Raw genomic sequence first — 14,617 nt, 5'->3', positions numbered from 1 at the left:
CGAAGTGGCGGCCCACCGCCACTTCGCCACCCGAGAGGTAGCCGGCGCACCTTCGCCTGGCTGCACCGGTTCCAGTGCCTACGCATCCGCTACGAGCGCCGAGCCGACCTCCACCAAGGCCTGCTTGAGCGCGCATGCAGCATCACCCGAGGTATGGGGAGGGGCGGTTCTCCAAAAAGTGCTGTACTCGCAGGCGTTGGGTGCGGTGCATGGGCAAGGCCCCCAGCTCGGCCGGCTCCACGAAGCGGAGTTCCGTGCTCTCGTCCGAGATCGCCAGCACGCCCCCGGTGATGCGGGCCGTGAAGCAGACGTTGAACTGGCGGCGGACCTCGCCGTCGCTGTATTCGATGATGTGCTTCGGGTCCGTGTAGGTGCCGACCAGTCCCGTGATCTCCACGTCGAGCCCCGTCTCCTCCTTGACCTCCCGGACGGCCGTTCCGGGGAGGGAGTCGTCCAGGTCCATCCCTCCGCCGGGGAGGGCCCACAGGTCGTTGTCGCGGCGGCGTTGCAGCAGGATGCGCCCTTGGTCGTCCGTGACGACGGCGGAGGCCGCCACGACCATGCTGTTCGGCGCGGGCGCGTGGGGATCGTCGTAGTACTCGGTCCGTGCCATCGGGTCACTCCTCCACGGGACGGGCCGTCTCCCACACCGCGTCGAAGCTCTCGGCGTATGTGTCGAAGATGCCCCCGGCTTCGTGGCGGCGAAGGTGCCACACGGGCGCACCGTACGCGTTCACACCCCAGACGTGGGCATTGACCAGGGCTTCGTCGTCCGGCCGGTACAGGCTGTTGTAGAGGGTCGTGCCGTGCGTTCGAAGCTCGATGCCGGGAATCCGTCCGCCGCACGTTCCCGAAGGAGTTCGTTCAGGCGGGGATACGCCTCGTGCAGGAACACCGCCGCATAGACCAGCACGTCGATCCGGGCGCGAGCTGTCGTCAGCAGGTCCACGAACACGGAGACGGGTAGGTCAGCACGCTGGTCGTACAACGCCACCAGTTCGGGGCTGACGGCCCGCGCGGCACGGGCCTGTCTCAGCGTCGACCACAGTGCGTGGACGTCCCCGCCCAGTGTCTCGGCAGCCAGCAGCGCCGTTGTCCGTCGTGGGGTGCGTCCGAGGTTGACCCAGCGTTCCACGCTCTTCGGATCGACGCCCGTAGCGCTCGCCGGCGATGCATGAGTCCAGCCGCCGGATGCCTTCAGGGCCTTTAACCGCTCGGTCTGCATAGGGAGGTTCTACAGGCCGTAGGACGTCCCGAAATGCGGGGACTGTGGCAGCAGGTCGAATCCGGTGGCCGATCCCGATCAGACGGACCCGACGTGCGACGTGTGTGCGGCCCTGGTCGTTCAGCGCGCGGAGTGCTACCGGCTGCGGGACCTGTCAGGGGTCGTGGACTGCAACGTCGAGATCCGTCAGCACCCCCACACGGAGGTGAGCCGATGAGCCGCGCCGTGCTGCGCTACGTCCCCCACACCATCCGGCACGTCTGCGTCGCCGGCGGCTGTGGAGCCGAGTCCGGCGCTCACGACGAACAGACGGACGCGCAGGACTGGGCGCTCCGGCATGCCGGGCGGACCGGTCACGACCTGTTCCGGCGAGTGTTCACCGATCACGCCCGCGTCACCCGCGAGACGTAGCCCCCGCCCGTGCGACGACGCGGGGCGGCTCACAATGGACGGGTGGACCATCCCGAACTGCAGTCTCGGCCGCCGTCTCCGCTCGTCGAGGCGGTGGACGAGCGGTTCGCCGCGCACGGGGTGCGGCTGCTGCTGAAGCGGGACGACCTCGTCCATCCCGAGCTGCCCGGCAACAAGTGGCGCAAGCTCGCGCCGAACCTGCGCGCGGCCCTGGAGGCGGGGCACGACCGGCTCGTCACCTTCGGCGGGGCGTACTCGAACCATCTGCGGGCCACCGCGGCCGCCGGTCGCCTGCTGGGCCTGGGGACGATCGGCATCGTGCGCGGCGACGAGCTGGCCGGCCGGCCCCTGAACGACTCCCTCGCCCGGTGTGCGGCGGACGGCATGCGCCTGCACTTCGTCTCCCGCTCGCGCTACCGCGCCAAGGCCGATCCACAGGCACAGGCCCTGCTGCTGGACGAGGCGGGCGCGAGCGGGGCGTACGTCGTCCCGGAGGGCGGGAGCAACGCCCTCGCGCTCTCCGGCTGCGCCGAGCTCGGCCGCGAACTCCACGGCGTCACCGACGTGGCCGCGGTGGCCTGCGGCACCGGCGGGACCCTGGCCGGTCTGGCTGCCGGCCTCGCCCCCGGGCAGCGGGCGCTGGGCGTTCCCGTCCTGGCCGGGGGCTTCCTGCCGGCGGAGATACGTTCCCTCCAGGCCGAGGCGTACGGCGGCCCGGCCGGTGACTGGTCCCTGGCGGAGGACTTCCACCACGGCGGGTACGCCCGCGTCCCGGCCGCCCTGGAGTCCTTCGCCGCCGACTTCGCCTCCCGCCACGGCCTCCCGGTGGAACGGATCTACGTGGCCAAACTCCTCTGGGCCCTGACCGCCCTGACCCGGTCCGACGCCTTCCCACCCGGCACGACCGTCACCGCGATCATCACCGGCCGTCCGTAGCCGGAGCCGCCGGAGAGGGGGGCGGGGGACGGAGGCGGGGTGGGGGTGATGTCCGGGACGTGGAACGTGATGTGTTGGCGCGGCATCGGCCGTACCGCCGGCCCGTAAGCGGGCGCCCACATCATGAGTACCGGACGTCACCCCCGCCGCGGCACCGGCCCCGACCCCCGCAGCGGAAGTCCCGGGACCAGCCCCACCCCCGCCCGCCGGACACCCCGGCACCGACCCCCGCCGGGGCCCCGGGGCCGGCCCCACCGCCGCCCGCCGAGCACCCCGCAGGGTGCCGGCACCGACCCCCGCCGGGGTCCCGGGGCCCGCCCCACCGAGCCCCCCGCCGAGCCCCCCGCAGGGGCCCGGCACGGGTCAGGTGGCCTCGCGGTACGCCGCCGCCTCCTCCAGGTCCAGCCTGCGCAGCAGCACCCGCAGCATCTCGTCGTCGATCCGCCGGCTGTCCCGCAGCGCGACGAAGACCTCCCGCTCCGCCTCGATCATCTCCCCCGCGAGCCGCCGGTAGATGTCGTCCGCGGACTCCCCCGTCAGCGGATTGACCTCGCCCAGCCGTTCCCACACCGCGTTGCGCCGCCGTTCCAGCACCGTCCGCAGCCGGTCCGCGAGCGGTGGCGGCAGCGTGGAGTTCTCCGGTTCCTCCAGCAGCTCCGCCAGCCGCTCCTCCGCCGCCCGCGAGGCCTCGCTCTGTGCCTGCGCCTCGGCCAGCGTCTCGGCCTGCACGTCCTTCGGCGGCAGCTTCAGCGCCCTGATCAGCGGCGGCAGCGTCAGCCCCTGCACCACCAGCGTCCCGATGACCGTCGTGAAGGTCAGGAAGAGGATCAGGTTGCGGTGCGGCACCGAGATCGGCACGGAGAAGGCGATGGCCAGCGACACCACGCCCCGCATACCGGCCCAGCCCACGATCACCGGGGACTTCCAGTCGGTGTCCGGCTCCCGCTCGCGGATCCGCCGCGACATCCCGCGCGGCACGAAGGTCGCCGGGAACACCCACACGAAGCGGGCCACCACCACCACGAGGAAGACGGCGATCGCGTACCAGGCCGCGTCCATGCCCTCGTACTCCCCCAGACCGGTGAGCACCACCGCCAGCTGGAGGCCGATCAGCGCGAAGACGACCGACTCCAGGATGAAGGCGACCATCTTCCACACCGCCTCCTCCTGGAGCCGGGTGGCGAAGTCGACCTGCCAGTTGCGGTGCCCGAGGTAGAGGGCGACCACGACGACGGCCAGCACACCGGACGCGTGCACCCGCTCGGCCGCCGCGTACGCCACGAAGGGGATCAGCAGCGACAGGGTGTTCTGGAGCAGCGGCTCCCGCATCCGTTTGCGCAGTTGGTGGATCGGCACCATCAGCAGCAGGCCCACGCCGACCCCGCCCACCGACGCCAGCAGGAACTCCGCGATGCCGCCCGCCCAGCCGGCGCTCACCCCGACCGCCGCCGCCAGCGCCACCTTGTACGCGGTGATCGCGGTGGCGTCGTTGACCAGGGACTCACCCTGAAGGATGGTCGTCAGCCGGTTCGGCAGCCGCAGCTTGCGGGCGATCGCGGTGGCGGCGACCGCGTCGGGCGGCGCGATCACCGCGCCCAGCACCAGGGCCACCGGCAGGGACAGGCCGGGCACCAGCAGGTACGCCGCGTACCCGACGACGACCGTCGCGAAGAGCACGTAGCCGACCGACAGCATCGCGATCGGCCTGATGTTGGCCCGCAGGTCCAGGTACGAGCTGTCCACCGCGGCCGTGTACAGCAGCGGCGGGAGGAGCAGCGGCAGCACGATGTGCGGATCGAGGGCGTAGGAGGGCACGCCGGGGATGTACGAGGCCGCCAGCCCGGCGGCGACGAGCAGGAGCGGCGCGGGCACCGGCGTGCGGCGGGCGAGTCCCGCGACGGCCGCGCTGCCCGCGACGAGCGCCACCAGCTGCAATACGTCCATCGAAGATCCATCCTCCGTCGTCGCGCACCCGCACCCTGGCCGTACGCTGGCCATCATGAGCGAGTGCACCCACGTTGCCGAACTGCCGCGCCCCGAGCCGGTCCCGTCTGCACAGACCTGCGCCGAATGTCTGGCGGTCGGCAGCCACCCGGTGCAGCTGCGGATCTGTCTGGGGTGCGGGCACGTGGCGTGCTGCGATTCCTCGCCGTTCCGGCACGCGACGGCGCACCACCACGAGACCGGCCATCCGATCGTGCGGAGCTTCGAGCCGGGCGAGACCTGGCGATGGTGTTTCGTGGACGGTTCGATCGTCTGAGGCGGGGTAGTTCAACCCTCCGCCGGTTCCCCCGATTTGACCCCCGCAGACCCCTAGCCACTGTGCGTACATGTGGGCTTACCATCAGTCACTGACCGCAGGGCAGGGTGCTCAGGGCGGGCGTCACGAGGGGTGCCGCGACACGATCGCCCGGATCGCGGTAGCGTCACCGGCGAAAAGAGCTCGTACCACCTTGGAGGTGAGGGTGTCCCAGATCGCAGGCGAGCCCGGGACTCAGGACTTCGTGGAAGTCCGGCTGCCCGCTGCGGGTGCCTACCTGTCGGTGCTGCGGACGGCCACGGCCGGCCTCGCGGCACGTTTGGACTTCACCCTCGACGAGATCGAGGATCTCCGCATCGCGGTGGACGAGGCCTGCGCGATCCTGCTCCAGCAGGCCGTGCCGGGCTCCGTCCTGAGCTGCGTCTTCCGGCTGATCGACGATTCGCTGGAGGTGACCGTCTCGGCGCCGACCACGGACGGGCGCGCACCGGAGCGCGACACGTTCGCCTGGACGGTCCTGTCGGCGCTGGCCGGCAAGGTCGAGGCCACGGTCGAGGAGAACCGGACGGTGAGCATCAGCCTCTACAAACAACGCGGCGCGGGGCCAGGCCCGGCGTGAGCGGCGGGGAGATCCCGGTGCGGGGCGGGGATCGGCCCCGGGTACGGCACGAGGTCGACGGCGGCATCCCGGAGCAGCAGCACGCCCGGCCGCACCCGGCTGACGCGGATGCGGAAGACGGCTTTTTGGACTCGGCGGAGCGACGGGCGGGCCCTATGAGCGAGAACCAGCACGACCCATCACAGCCGGCACAGCCATCGGAGGCCGCTGCGCCGGCCCCGGTGGCGGGGTTCCCGGTGTCTTCGGCGCCTGCGGCGCTGCCCGATCCGCGCGACCGCAGCAGCGCGCGGGCCCTGTTCGTCGAGCTGCGGGCGCTGCCCGACGGCTCGCCGGAGAAGGCGGAGCTGCGCAACCGGCTCGTACGGATGCACCTGCCCCTGGTCGAGCACCTGGCGCGGCGTTTCCGCAACCGCGGTGAGCCGTTGGACGACCTGACCCAGGTCGCGACGATCGGCCTGATCAAGTCGGTGGACCGGTTCGACCCGGACCGCGGGGTCGAGTTCTCCACGTACGCCACGCCCACCGTGGTCGGCGAGATCAAGCGCCACTTCCGGGACAAGGGCTGGGCGGTACGGGTGCCCCGGCGCCTGCAGGAGCTGCGGCTCTCGCTGACTACGGCCACGGCCGAGCTGTCCCAGCAGCACGGGCGCTCCCCGACGGTGCACGAGCTGGCCGAGCGGCTGGGCATCTCCGAGGAGGAGGTGTTGGAGGGGCTGGAATCGGCCAATGCCTACAGCACGCTCTCCCTGGATGTTCCGGACACCGACGACGAGTCGCCGGCGGTCGCGGACACCCTGGGGGCGGAGGACGAGGCCCTGGAGGGCGTCGAGTACCGCGAGTCCCTCAAGCCGCTGTTGGAGGGCCTGCCGCCGCGGGAGAAGCGGATCCTGCTGCTTCGGTTCTTCGGCAACATGACGCAGTCGCAGATCGCGCAGGAGGTCGGCATCTCCCAGATGCACGTCTCCCGCCTGCTGGCCCGCACCCTGGCCCAGCTCCGCGAGAAGCTGCTCGTCGAGGAGTGAGCCGGGCCCGGCCGTGCGCCGGGCTCAGGAGGAGGACGGCCCTCCGATGCCGAGGGCCTCGGTCGCCGTCGGGTTCACCAGGAGTGCGACGACGGCCACCGCGGCCGCCGCGAGGGCCGCGGCCGCGGCGGTCATGGCACCGCCGGTGGTGTAGAGCGTCCAGGCCACCGGCAGCGCCATCAGCTGGGTGATCAGTGCCGGGCCGCGGCTCCAGCGGCGGCCCAGGCGCAGTCCGCGGGCGGCGATCAGCGGCAGCGCGGCGAGCGCGAGCAGGGTGATGCCGCCCGTCTCGGCCTGCTGCGGGGAGTCGGGGTCGCCGGCGATGCCGACGAAGAGCATGTACACGCCGAGGCCGGCGAGTGCCAGCCCCTCCAGGGCGGTGAGCGCGGCCGCGGCGGTCAGCCGGCGGGGCAGCGCGGTGGGCGCTTCGACGGTGGGGGCGGGTGCCTTCGCGGGCTGCTTCTTACTCACCCATGCAGGGTAGCGGCGCCCCGGCGGAGGCCGGAGGGGACGGGCAGTAGGGTCGGCCCGCGGAGGGGTGGGTAGTCTGGCGCTCATGCGTGCACTTCTCGTGGCCAACCCAGCAGCGACGACCACCAGTGCGCGCACGCGCGACGTCCTGATCCATGCCCTGGCCAGCGAGATGAAGCTGGAGGCGGTCACCACCGAGTACCGCGGGCACGCCCGGGACCTGGGGCGCAGGGCCGCGCACGAGGGGCTGGACCTGGTGGTCGCCCTGGGCGGCGACGGCACCGTCAACGAGGTGGTGAACGGGCTCCTGCACGACGGCCCCGATCCGGACCGGCTGCCCCGCCTGGCGGTGGTCCCCGGCGGCTCCACCAACGTGTTCGCCCGGGCCCTGGGGCTGCCGAACGACGCGGTCGAGGCGACGGGCGCGCTGCTGGACGCGCTGCGCGAAAGGCGCGAGCGGACGGTCGGCCTGGGTCTGGCGGCGGGCACCCCCGGCACGGGGGACGAGTCGGTTCCTGCGCGCTGGTTCACCTTCTGCGCCGGCTTCGGTTTCGACGCGGGCGTCGTGGGGCGGGTCGAGCAGCAGCGCGAGCGGGGCAAGCGTTCGACGCACGCCCTGTATGTACGACAGCTGATGCGGCAGTTCTGGGAGGAGCCCAACCGGCGGCAGGGGACGGTCACGCTGGAGCGGCCCGGGGCGGATCCGGTGACGGGCCTGGTGCTGTCCATAGTGTGCAACACCTCACCGTGGACGTATCTGGGGAATCGTCCGCTTTACGCCTCGCCGGAGGCGTCGTTCGATACCGCACTTGACGTATTGGCGCTCAACCGTTTGTCAACTCCGGCCGTCGCCCGCTACGCGACACAGCTCCTGACCTCCACTCCTGAGCGGGGTCCGCGCGGCAAGCATGCGGTGTCTCTGCACGATCTGACCGACTTCACCTTGCATTCGAAGGTTCCCCTCCCGTTCCAGATGGACGGTGATCACCTCGGACTGCGCACCAGCGTTCGGTTCACAGGCGTACGCCGTGCACTGCGTGTGATTGTGTGAGTAGAAGGGCCCACAGGCCTTTCACTCGAACGTTTACACGCCGGTCCACCCTCACGATGTAGGGCTGTGACCTAGTAGACACCGACGAATCAAAAAAAACTTTCCGGAAGGGGTTGTATCCCCGTCCGAGGTTTGCGAATCTCTTCATGGCGATCGGGACAGCCCGCAGAACCGGCACCCACACAGACCGCCAGAACCCCTCCACGAATCTCTGACTGATCACCCGCGTGAAACCGGGCGGTCGCCCTTCCCTCACGGGGGGATTCGTGAAAGCGTTCACATTCACAAGCAAAGTGCCCGCAATACAAGGAGATGGAGCAGCCATGGACTGGCGTCACAACGCCGTTTGCCGCGAGGAAGACCCGGAACTCTTCTTCCCCATCGGCAACACCGGTCCTGCGCTGCTGCAGATCGAGGAAGCCAAGGCCGTCTGCCGCCGTTGCCCCGTCATGGAGCAGTGCCTGCAGTGGGCGCTCGAGTCCGGTCAGGACTCCGGCGTCTGGGGCGGTCTCAGCGAGGACGAGCGCCGCGCCATGAAGCGCCGCGCCGCTCGCAACCGGGCGCGCAACGCCAGCGCCTGACAAACGACTTTCGAGCCTCGACGCGCAGCGCGCAGTACCGAAGAAGCGCTCAGCAACGTGCTCTTGAGCCCCGGACCGAAGCATTCGGTCCGGGGCTCAGTGCTGTGCCGCGACTACGCTGCGTGCGCGCGGCCCGCGGCCCGGCGCTCACGGTGAGTCACTGTTCGGCTGCTATTTCTGGGGGCTGGACGGCAGGTCGAGGACGACCTTGGTGCCGCGCGGCTCGGCCCGGACCATGTCGAAGGTGCCGCCGAGCTCTCCCTCCACGAGGGTCCGTACGATCTGCAGTCCGAGGTTGCCGGCCCGCTGGGGGTCGAATCCCTCGGGCAGGCCGTTGCCGTCGTCGAGCACGGTGATCAGCAGCCGCCCGTCCTTGCGGCCGGTTCCGCTGCGCAGCGCGGACACCTCCACGGTGCCCCGCTCCCCCTGGGTGAAGGCGTGCTCCAAGGCGTTCTGCAGGATCTCGGTGAGCACCATCGACAGCGGGGTGGCGACCTCCGCGTCCAGGATCCCGAAGCGGCCGGTGCGCCGGCAGTCGACCCGGCCCGGCGAGATCTCCGAGACCATCGCGATGACCCGGTCGGCGATCTCGTCGAACTCGACCCGCTCGTCGAGGTTCTGAGAGAGCGTCTCGTGCACGATCGCGATCGAACCCACGCGGCGCACGGCTTCGTTGAGCGCTTCGCGGCCCTGGGGCGAATCCATGCGGCGGGCCTGGAGCCGCAGCAGGGCCGCCACGGTCTGGAGGTTGTTCTTCACCCGGTGGTGGATTTCCCGGATGGTCGCGTCCTTGGTGATGAGTTCACGTTCGCGACGGCGCAGTTCGGTGACGTCGCGGCAGAGCACCAGGGAGCCGATCCGGGTCCCCTTCGGCTTGAGCGGGATGGCGCGCAGCTGGATGACGCCGCCGTTGCCCTCGACCTCGGTCTCGCGGGGGGCCCAGCCGCTGGCGAGTTTGACCAGCGCCTCGTCGACCGGGCCGCGGGAGGGGGCGAGTTCGGCGGTGGTGGCGCCGAGGTCCTGGCCGACCAGGTCGGAGGCGAGGCCGAGGCGGTGGTAGGCGGAGAGCGCGTTCGGGGAGGCGTAGGTGACCACGCCGTCGGCGTCGAGCCGGATCAGGCCGTCACCGACGCGCGGGGAGGCGTCCATGTCGACCTGCTGTCCGGGGAAGGGGAAGGCGCCCGCCGCGATCATCTGTGCGAGGTCGGAGGCGGACTGGAGGTAGGTCAGCTCCAGCCGGCTGGGTGTACGCACAGTGAGCAGGTTGGTGTTGCGGGCGATCACTCCCAGTACCCGTCCTTCACGGCGGACGGGGATCGACTCGACGCGGACCGGCACCTCCTCGCGCCACTCCGGGTCGCCCTCGCGCACGATGCGGCCCTCGTCGAGCGCCGCGTCCAGCAGCGGGCGCCGGCCGCGCGGCACCAGGTGGCCGACCATGTCGTCCTGGTACGAGGTGGGGCCGGTGTTGGGGCGCATCTGGGCGACCGAGACGTACCGGGTGCCGTCGAGGGTGGGCACCCACAGCACCAGGTCGGCGAAGGACAGGTCGGAGAGCAGCTGCCACTCCGAGACCAGCAGGTGGAGCCACTCCAGGTCGGTTTCTCCGAGAGCGGTGTGCTGGCGTACGAGGTCGTTCATGGAGGGCACGTGGCGAGCGTACCCCGGGTACGCACGATGACTTTCCCCACGCCGGTACTCAGGAGTATCCAGGAGGGGCGCGGGCCGCGTACTGTTGGAGGAAGTGACGGGTTTCCAGCTACCGTCATTGGATGGACAGAACAGAATGGTCTAGTCCAGAATTGACTTAGAGTCTCCGCCCTCCCCGCACAGGAGGACGGATCGAGGTAGCCGCGCGCTCTGCCCTGACCGCGCAGGCACCTCTCACCGGCCGCCGGGAACCGCACACCTGACGGCCGTAAGTACTCCGGGCTACGGTGCCGGACGGGTTGAGGGTCCCGTCCTGCACCGTGGCCCAGAGGAATGTCCGGGGCCTTTCACGGCCAGGCCAGCAGGGCCCGCTCCGCCACCGCCTCCAGCTCCTCCCGGGTCGCCCCGTCGCGCGACTGCTGGGACATTCCCTGCAGCACGGCCCCGGCGTACCGGGCCAGCGCCCGCGCGTCGGTGTCCGCGGGCAGGGCGCCGGTGGCGACGTCGGCCCGGATCCGGCTCTCGAAGAGGTCCAGGTTGGCGTTGCGCCGCTCGCGCAGCGCCTGGGCCACCTCGTCGGAGGTGGTGTTGGTCGCCGCACTGATCACCATGCAGCCCGGCGGGTGGGCCGGGTCGGTGTAGATCTCGGCCGCCTCGCGCAGGATGCGCTCCACGGCGGCGCGGGCGGTGGGCTCCTCGGCCAGCGCCACGCCGGCGAAGTCGCCGTACCGGCTGCCGTAGACCCCGACGACCTCGTCGAAGAGCTTGCGCTTGTCGCCGAAGGCCGCGTAGAGGCTGGGTGCGCTGATGCCGATCGAGGCGGTCAGGTCGGAGATCGAGGTCGCCTCGTAGCCGCGCTCCCAGAAGGCCGTCATCGCCTTGTCGAGGGCGGCGTCACGGTCGAAGGAGCGGGGCCTGCCGCGCTGTCCGGTCACCATGCACAGATTCTATAGCGGCCGCTAGGGAATCTGGTACGGTCTCTTTCTGTAGCGACCACTAATGATTTCGGAGGGGGGCGCGTCATGGGCGTGCTCAAGGGGAAGACGGCACTGGTCACGGGCGGCAGCCGGGGCATCGGCCGGGCCGTGGCGGAGCGGCTGGCGCGGGACGGCGCGCTGGTGGCGGTGCACTACGGGCGCAACGCGGAAGCGGCCGAGGAGACCGTGGCGGCCATCGGGGCGGCCGGCGGGCGTGCCTTCGCGATCGGGGCCGAGCTGGGCGTTCCGGGGGACGCGGAGGCCCTCTGGGCGGCGTACGGGGCCCATCCCGCGCACACCGAGGCGGTGGACATCCTCGTCAACAACGCCGGCGCCGCGGCCTTCGCGGGGATCGGGGACACCGACGAGGAGGCGTACGACCGGGCGCACGCGCTGAACGCCAAGGCGCCGTTCTTCGTGATCAAGCACGGCCTGGCGCGGCTGCGGGACGGGGGCCGGATCGTGAACGTGACCGGCACCCCGGACCTCGCGCTGCCGGCGATCCTCGCCACGGTCATGGCCAAGGGAGCGGCCAACGCCATGACGCGCTCGCTGGCCGCCGAGCTCGCCCCGCGCGGGATCACCGTGAACTCGGTGGGGCCGGGGATCACCGAGACGGACCTGAACGCGGCCCTGCTCGCCGATCCCGCGACCCGGGCCCACCTGGCCGCCCGCTCGGTCTTCCACCGGGTGGGGACGGCGCAGGAGGTGGCGGACGTGGTGGCCTTCCTGGCCTCGGCGGACTCCCGCTGGGTCACGGGCCAGCACCTGGACGCCACGGGCGGCCTGCAGCTGGCGCTGATCTAGGGCCCGCCTGACGGATCGGGCCGGACGAGGCCGGATGAGGCCGGTTCAGGCCGGGCGCGCGGGCACGGCCTGGACCGGCACGACACACCCGGGGGCGGTCGGGGCTACGGCCGCTCGGAGGGGATGCTGCTGGGAACGGTCGGGAGCACGACGCCCCGCCGGACCTCGGGTTCTTCGCCCGCGGCCGCGATCGCCATGAGGTCGGGCAGCTCGTAGGGCTCCGCGCCGTCGAGGTCGACCTCATAGCCGATGTCGCCGAGGCTCGCGGCCGTCAGCCGGCTCAGCGGATTGCCGGCGGCGGCGATGTTCGGCGACATCAGCTCGTGTCCGAAGACCCTCTCGCGCCAGTGGCTGCCCGCGCTGCCCGGGCCGCCGACGTTCGCGACCGGGACCGGGAGGGGCTGCCCCGCGCCGCGGAGGATCCCGAACTCCGCCATGGCGCCCGGGCCGACGAAGGTGGGGTTGCCGGGACGGATGACGGGCGGCCAGTCCTTCAGCAGGTCGAAGGTGCTCCAGATGAATCCGCTGATCCCCAGGCAGTGGCCCATCTCGTGGGTGATGACGTCGAGCAGCGAGCCGTCGTCCTCCATCTGGCCGAGGTCGGCCTTGTCGAACCGCATGATGGCCTTCGCCGGGAGGCCCGCCCCGGCGAGCGCCGTCTGCGGCCGCAGGACCGTCGGACCGGCTTCTCCGAGGGTGCCGCCGAGGCCGTCGAGGGAGGCTCCTTCCGCGTCGATCAGGATGTCGTCGACGATCACCTCGCCGCTGAAGTCGCGGACGATCGCGGTCTCCAGGTCGCCGACGATGACCCGCGCCCAGCGCTCGGCCGCCGCGGCGAAGACGTCCTGCTGGCTTGTCGACAGCCCTCCGACGAAGCGGACCTCGATCTGGAACGGGGAGGTGGTCTCCGCCAGCTCGGCGGCGCGCGTGGCACTCGCCACGGCTTTGTAACTCTCGAAGGCGTAGGTGGGATTCCTGGCCATGACTACCACTCCAATCGCACATAGCACGATTCACCTACCAAAGCCACCTTATGCGACAAAGGAGTTGTAGACAGGGCAACCAATCCCAGGTCAGACCGGCTGTAGCACCGTGCACCGCATCGGCCTCCCGGGTGAGCCCACGGGAGGCCGGACGGCGGGATCGGCAGCACCATGGAAAGCGGCGGGAGCCCCGCCGCAGCCGGCTCCCTCTGCTAGATTGGTCTATACCACATCACCCACTCCAGATCGGCAGGCCCCGCGTGGAAGTTGTCATCGTCCCGGACGCCAAGGCAGGCGGCGAGCTCATCGCGGAGGCCATGGCGGCCCTGGTGCGCCGCAAGCCCGACGCCCTGCTCGGCGTGGCGACCGGCTCTACCCCGCTGCCCGTCTACGAGGCCCTCGCGCGCAAGGTCGGAGCCGGTGAGGTCGACGTCTCCGCGGCCCGGATATGCCAGCTCGACGAGTACGTCGGCCTGCCGGCCGGGCACCCCGAGTCCTACCGCGCCGTCGTCCTGCGCGAGGTCGTCGAGCCGCTCGGTCTGGCGGAGGCCGCCTTCATGGGCCCCGACGGTTCCGCCGAGGACATCGTCGCCGCGTGCGAGGCCTACGACCGCGCCCTGGCCGAGGCCGGCGGCGTCGACCTCCAGCTGCTGGGGATCGGCACGGACGGGCACATCGGCTTCAACGAGCCCTGTTCGTCCCTGGCCTCGCGCACCCGCATCAAGACGCTGACGGAGCAGACCCGCGTGGACAACGCGCGCTTCTTCGACGACGACCTGGAGCAGGTGCCGCACCACGTCATCACCCAGGGCATCGGCACCATCCTCGACGCCCGCCACCTGGTGCTGCTGGCCACCGGCGAGGGCAAGGCCGAGGCCGTCGCGCAGAGCGTCGAGGGTCCGCTGTCGGCCCTCGTGCCGGCGTCCGCGCTGCAGTTGCACCGGCACGCGACCGTCGTCGTGGACGAGGCCGCCGCCTCGAAGCTCAAGCTGGCCGACTACTTCCGCCACACCTACGCCAACAAGCCGTCCTGGCAGGGGCTGTAGCACCGCGACGGACGAAGGGCCGGGCTCGCGGAGCCCGGCCCTTCGCCGTGGGCGGCGGAGCCGGGCACCACCCCTGTGACGGGTGCCCGGCTCCGGTACCGCGGCGTCACACCCCTGTGACGGCCCCCGCGACGACCTCGGCGGCGGCGCGTCCGCAGACGCGCGCGGCGCCGTGCGTCGCGATGTGCAGGGCCCCGCGCGGCTCGGCGCGGGGCAGCCCCATCTCGACCACGACCGTGTCCGGCCGGGCCTCGACCAGGGCGTCCAGTACCTCGGTCATCCACGGGTGGCGGTGCGCGTCCCGGACCACCGCGACCACGGTGCGCTCCCCCGCCGCCGCCAGGATCTCCCCGGCCGTGGCGCCCTGCGGGTAGAGGTCCGCGGTGGTGGAGGGCAGCAGCTCGGCCAGTTCGGCGGCCGGGCCCCACGGGGTCTCGTCGCCGACGGCGATGTTCGCGACCGGGGTCAGGGTCGCGACGTACGGGCCGGTCAGCGGGCCCGCCGAGCCGGTGACGACGAGGGCCCGGCGGGCGGCCGTCAGGCCGATGCCCGCCGCGCGGCTCCCCTCCGGCCGCGCG

At 71.6% G+C, this 14,617-nt stretch carries 15 protein-coding genes and 2 pseudogenes; 9 read left to right on the top strand and 8 right to left on the bottom strand.

What is annotated here, in order from left to right; genetic code table 11:
- Positions 1 to 142: 142 nt before the first annotated feature.
- On the bottom strand, positions 143 to 613 hold the full coding sequence (locus AVW11_RS33325) for an NUDIX domain-containing protein (protein ID WP_060176751.1): 471 nt from the start codon (positions 611 to 613) through the stop codon (positions 143 to 145).
- Positions 614 to 617: 4 nt separating this feature from the next.
- Positions 618 to 1,225 (bottom strand): annotated as a pseudogene (locus AVW11_RS33320) (helix-turn-helix domain-containing protein).
- A gap of 213 nt (positions 1,226 to 1,438) precedes the next feature.
- Here AVW11_RS33320 and AVW11_RS33315 point away from each other — a divergent pair.
- A complete protein-coding gene (locus tag AVW11_RS33315) occupies positions 1,439 to 1,636 on the top strand; it encodes a DUF7848 domain-containing protein (RefSeq protein WP_060176750.1) in 198 nt (65 codons plus the stop codon).
- A 42-nt stretch (positions 1,637 to 1,678) separates the two neighbouring features.
- Entirely contained in the window at positions 1,679 to 2,572 is an 894-nt protein-coding gene (locus tag AVW11_RS33310) for a 1-aminocyclopropane-1-carboxylate deaminase/D-cysteine desulfhydrase (RefSeq protein ID WP_076046891.1), read from the top strand.
- A gap of 363 nt (positions 2,573 to 2,935) precedes the next feature.
- On the opposite strand, the gene AVW11_RS33305 is transcribed toward AVW11_RS33310, so the two are convergent.
- Positions 2,936 to 4,516, bottom strand: coding sequence for a Na+/H+ antiporter (locus AVW11_RS33305; RefSeq protein ID WP_030849914.1), 1,581 nt, complete (start codon positions 4,514 to 4,516; stop codon positions 2,936 to 2,938).
- A gap of 55 nt (positions 4,517 to 4,571) precedes the next feature.
- On the opposite strand from AVW11_RS33305, the gene AVW11_RS33300 reads away from it, so the two are divergent.
- From AVW11_RS33300 to AVW11_RS33290, 3 genes are all read left to right on the top strand, one after another.
- On the top strand, positions 4,572 to 4,832 hold the full coding sequence (locus AVW11_RS33300; RefSeq protein WP_030849921.1) for a UBP-type zinc finger domain-containing protein: 261 nt from the start codon (positions 4,572 to 4,574) through the stop codon (positions 4,830 to 4,832).
- 205 nt (positions 4,833 to 5,037) lie between these two features.
- Entirely contained in the window at positions 5,038 to 5,451 is a 414-nt protein-coding gene (locus AVW11_RS33295) for an ATP-binding protein (protein WP_030012703.1), read from the top strand.
- A gap of 11 nt (positions 5,452 to 5,462) precedes the next feature.
- Positions 5,463 to 6,473 carry an RNA polymerase sigma factor SigF gene (locus tag AVW11_RS33290; RefSeq protein WP_063898420.1) on the top strand — a complete coding sequence of 337 codons (1,011 nt, stop codon included), beginning with the start codon at positions 5,463 to 5,465 and terminating at the stop codon, positions 6,471 to 6,473.
- Between the two features lie 24 nt (positions 6,474 to 6,497).
- On the opposite strand, the gene AVW11_RS33285 is transcribed toward AVW11_RS33290, so the two are convergent.
- The gene (locus AVW11_RS33285) at positions 6,498 to 6,944 is read right to left on the bottom strand and encodes a hypothetical protein (protein WP_037833706.1); all 447 of its coding nucleotides are present in this window, start codon (positions 6,942 to 6,944) and stop codon (positions 6,498 to 6,500) included.
- Positions 6,945 to 7,029: 85 nt separating this feature from the next.
- Here AVW11_RS33285 and AVW11_RS33280 point away from each other — a divergent pair, with 85 nt between their 5' ends.
- Positions 7,030 to 7,995 (top strand): diacylglycerol/lipid kinase family protein, encoded by a 966-nt coding sequence (locus tag AVW11_RS33280; RefSeq protein ID WP_060176948.1) that lies wholly within the window; start codon positions 7,030 to 7,032, stop codon positions 7,993 to 7,995.
- A 323-nt stretch (positions 7,996 to 8,318) separates the two neighbouring features.
- Complete coding sequence (locus AVW11_RS33275; protein WP_003953983.1) at positions 8,319 to 8,576, top strand: WhiB family transcriptional regulator; 258 nt, start codon at positions 8,319 to 8,321, stop codon at positions 8,574 to 8,576.
- 171 nt (positions 8,577 to 8,747) lie between these two features.
- Here the strand turns inward: AVW11_RS33275 and AVW11_RS33270 are convergent, their stop codons facing one another.
- Together AVW11_RS33270 and AVW11_RS33265 are read right to left on the bottom strand one after the other, a co-directional pair.
- Positions 8,748 to 10,217, bottom strand: coding sequence for a sensor histidine kinase (locus AVW11_RS33270; protein WP_060176947.1), 1,470 nt, complete (start codon positions 10,215 to 10,217; stop codon positions 8,748 to 8,750).
- 356 nt (positions 10,218 to 10,573) lie between these two features.
- A complete protein-coding gene (locus AVW11_RS33265; RefSeq protein WP_060176747.1) occupies positions 10,574 to 11,164 on the bottom strand; it encodes a TetR/AcrR family transcriptional regulator in 591 nt (196 codons plus the stop codon).
- Between the two features lie 84 nt (positions 11,165 to 11,248).
- On the opposite strand from AVW11_RS33265, the gene AVW11_RS33260 reads away from it, so the two are divergent.
- Positions 11,249 to 12,010: an SDR family oxidoreductase gene (locus AVW11_RS33260; RefSeq protein WP_060176746.1), complete on the top strand. Its 762-nt coding sequence runs from the start codon at positions 11,249 to 11,251 to the stop codon at positions 12,008 to 12,010.
- A 104-nt stretch (positions 12,011 to 12,114) separates the two neighbouring features.
- Here the strand turns inward: AVW11_RS33260 and AVW11_RS33255 are convergent, their stop codons facing one another.
- Entirely contained in the window at positions 12,115 to 12,993 is an 879-nt protein-coding gene (locus AVW11_RS33255) for a leishmanolysin-related zinc metalloendopeptidase (RefSeq protein ID WP_060176745.1), read from the bottom strand.
- Positions 12,994 to 13,253: 260 nt separating this feature from the next.
- Between AVW11_RS33255 and nagB the strand changes: the two genes are divergently transcribed.
- Entirely contained in the window at positions 13,254 to 14,039 is a 786-nt protein-coding gene (gene nagB / locus AVW11_RS33250; RefSeq protein WP_076046890.1) for a glucosamine-6-phosphate deaminase, read from the top strand.
- Between the two features lie 106 nt (positions 14,040 to 14,145).
- Here nagB and AVW11_RS33245 read toward each other — a convergent pair.
- Positions 14,146 to 14,617, bottom strand: a pseudogene (locus AVW11_RS33245) (glycoside hydrolase family 3 protein); the annotation flags it as partial.

Origin of the sequence: Streptomyces amritsarensis, assembly GCF_001953875.1 — a bacterium.
Classification (GTDB): domain Bacteria; phylum Actinomycetota; class Actinomycetes; order Streptomycetales; family Streptomycetaceae; genus Streptomyces; species Streptomyces amritsarensis.
This window is presented reverse-complemented; position numbering and strand designations above follow the sequence as displayed.

Bases quoted from the DNA above. Each gene is read 5' to 3' on its own strand.
- AVW11_RS33275 (WP_003953983.1), top strand. From the start codon at position 8,319: ATGGACTGGCGTCACAACGCCGTTTGCCGCGAGGAAGACCCGGAACTC.
- AVW11_RS33300 (WP_030849921.1), top strand. From the start codon at position 4,572: ATGAGCGAGTGCACCCACGTTGCCGAACTGCCGCGCCCCGAGCCGGTC.
- AVW11_RS33315 (WP_060176750.1), top strand. From the start codon at position 1,439: ATGAGCCGCGCCGTGCTGCGCTACGTCCCCCACACCATCCGGCACGTC.
- AVW11_RS33255 (WP_060176745.1), bottom strand. From the start codon at position 12,993: ATGGCCAGGAATCCCACCTACGCCTTCGAGAGTTACAAAGCCGTGGCG.
- AVW11_RS33270 (WP_060176947.1), bottom strand. From the start codon at position 10,217: ATGAACGACCTCGTACGCCAGCACACCGCTCTCGGAGAAACCGACCTG.
- AVW11_RS33325 (WP_060176751.1), bottom strand. From the start codon at position 613: ATGGCACGGACCGAGTACTACGACGATCCCCACGCGCCCGCGCCGAAC.
- AVW11_RS33265 (WP_060176747.1), bottom strand. From the start codon at position 11,164: ATGGTGACCGGACAGCGCGGCAGGCCCCGCTCCTTCGACCGTGACGCC.
- AVW11_RS33280 (WP_060176948.1), top strand. From the start codon at position 7,030: ATGCGTGCACTTCTCGTGGCCAACCCAGCAGCGACGACCACCAGTGCG.
- AVW11_RS33305 (WP_030849914.1), bottom strand. From the start codon at position 4,516: ATGGACGTATTGCAGCTGGTGGCGCTCGTCGCGGGCAGCGCGGCCGTC.
- AVW11_RS33260 (WP_060176746.1), top strand. From the start codon at position 11,249: ATGGGCGTGCTCAAGGGGAAGACGGCACTGGTCACGGGCGGCAGCCGG.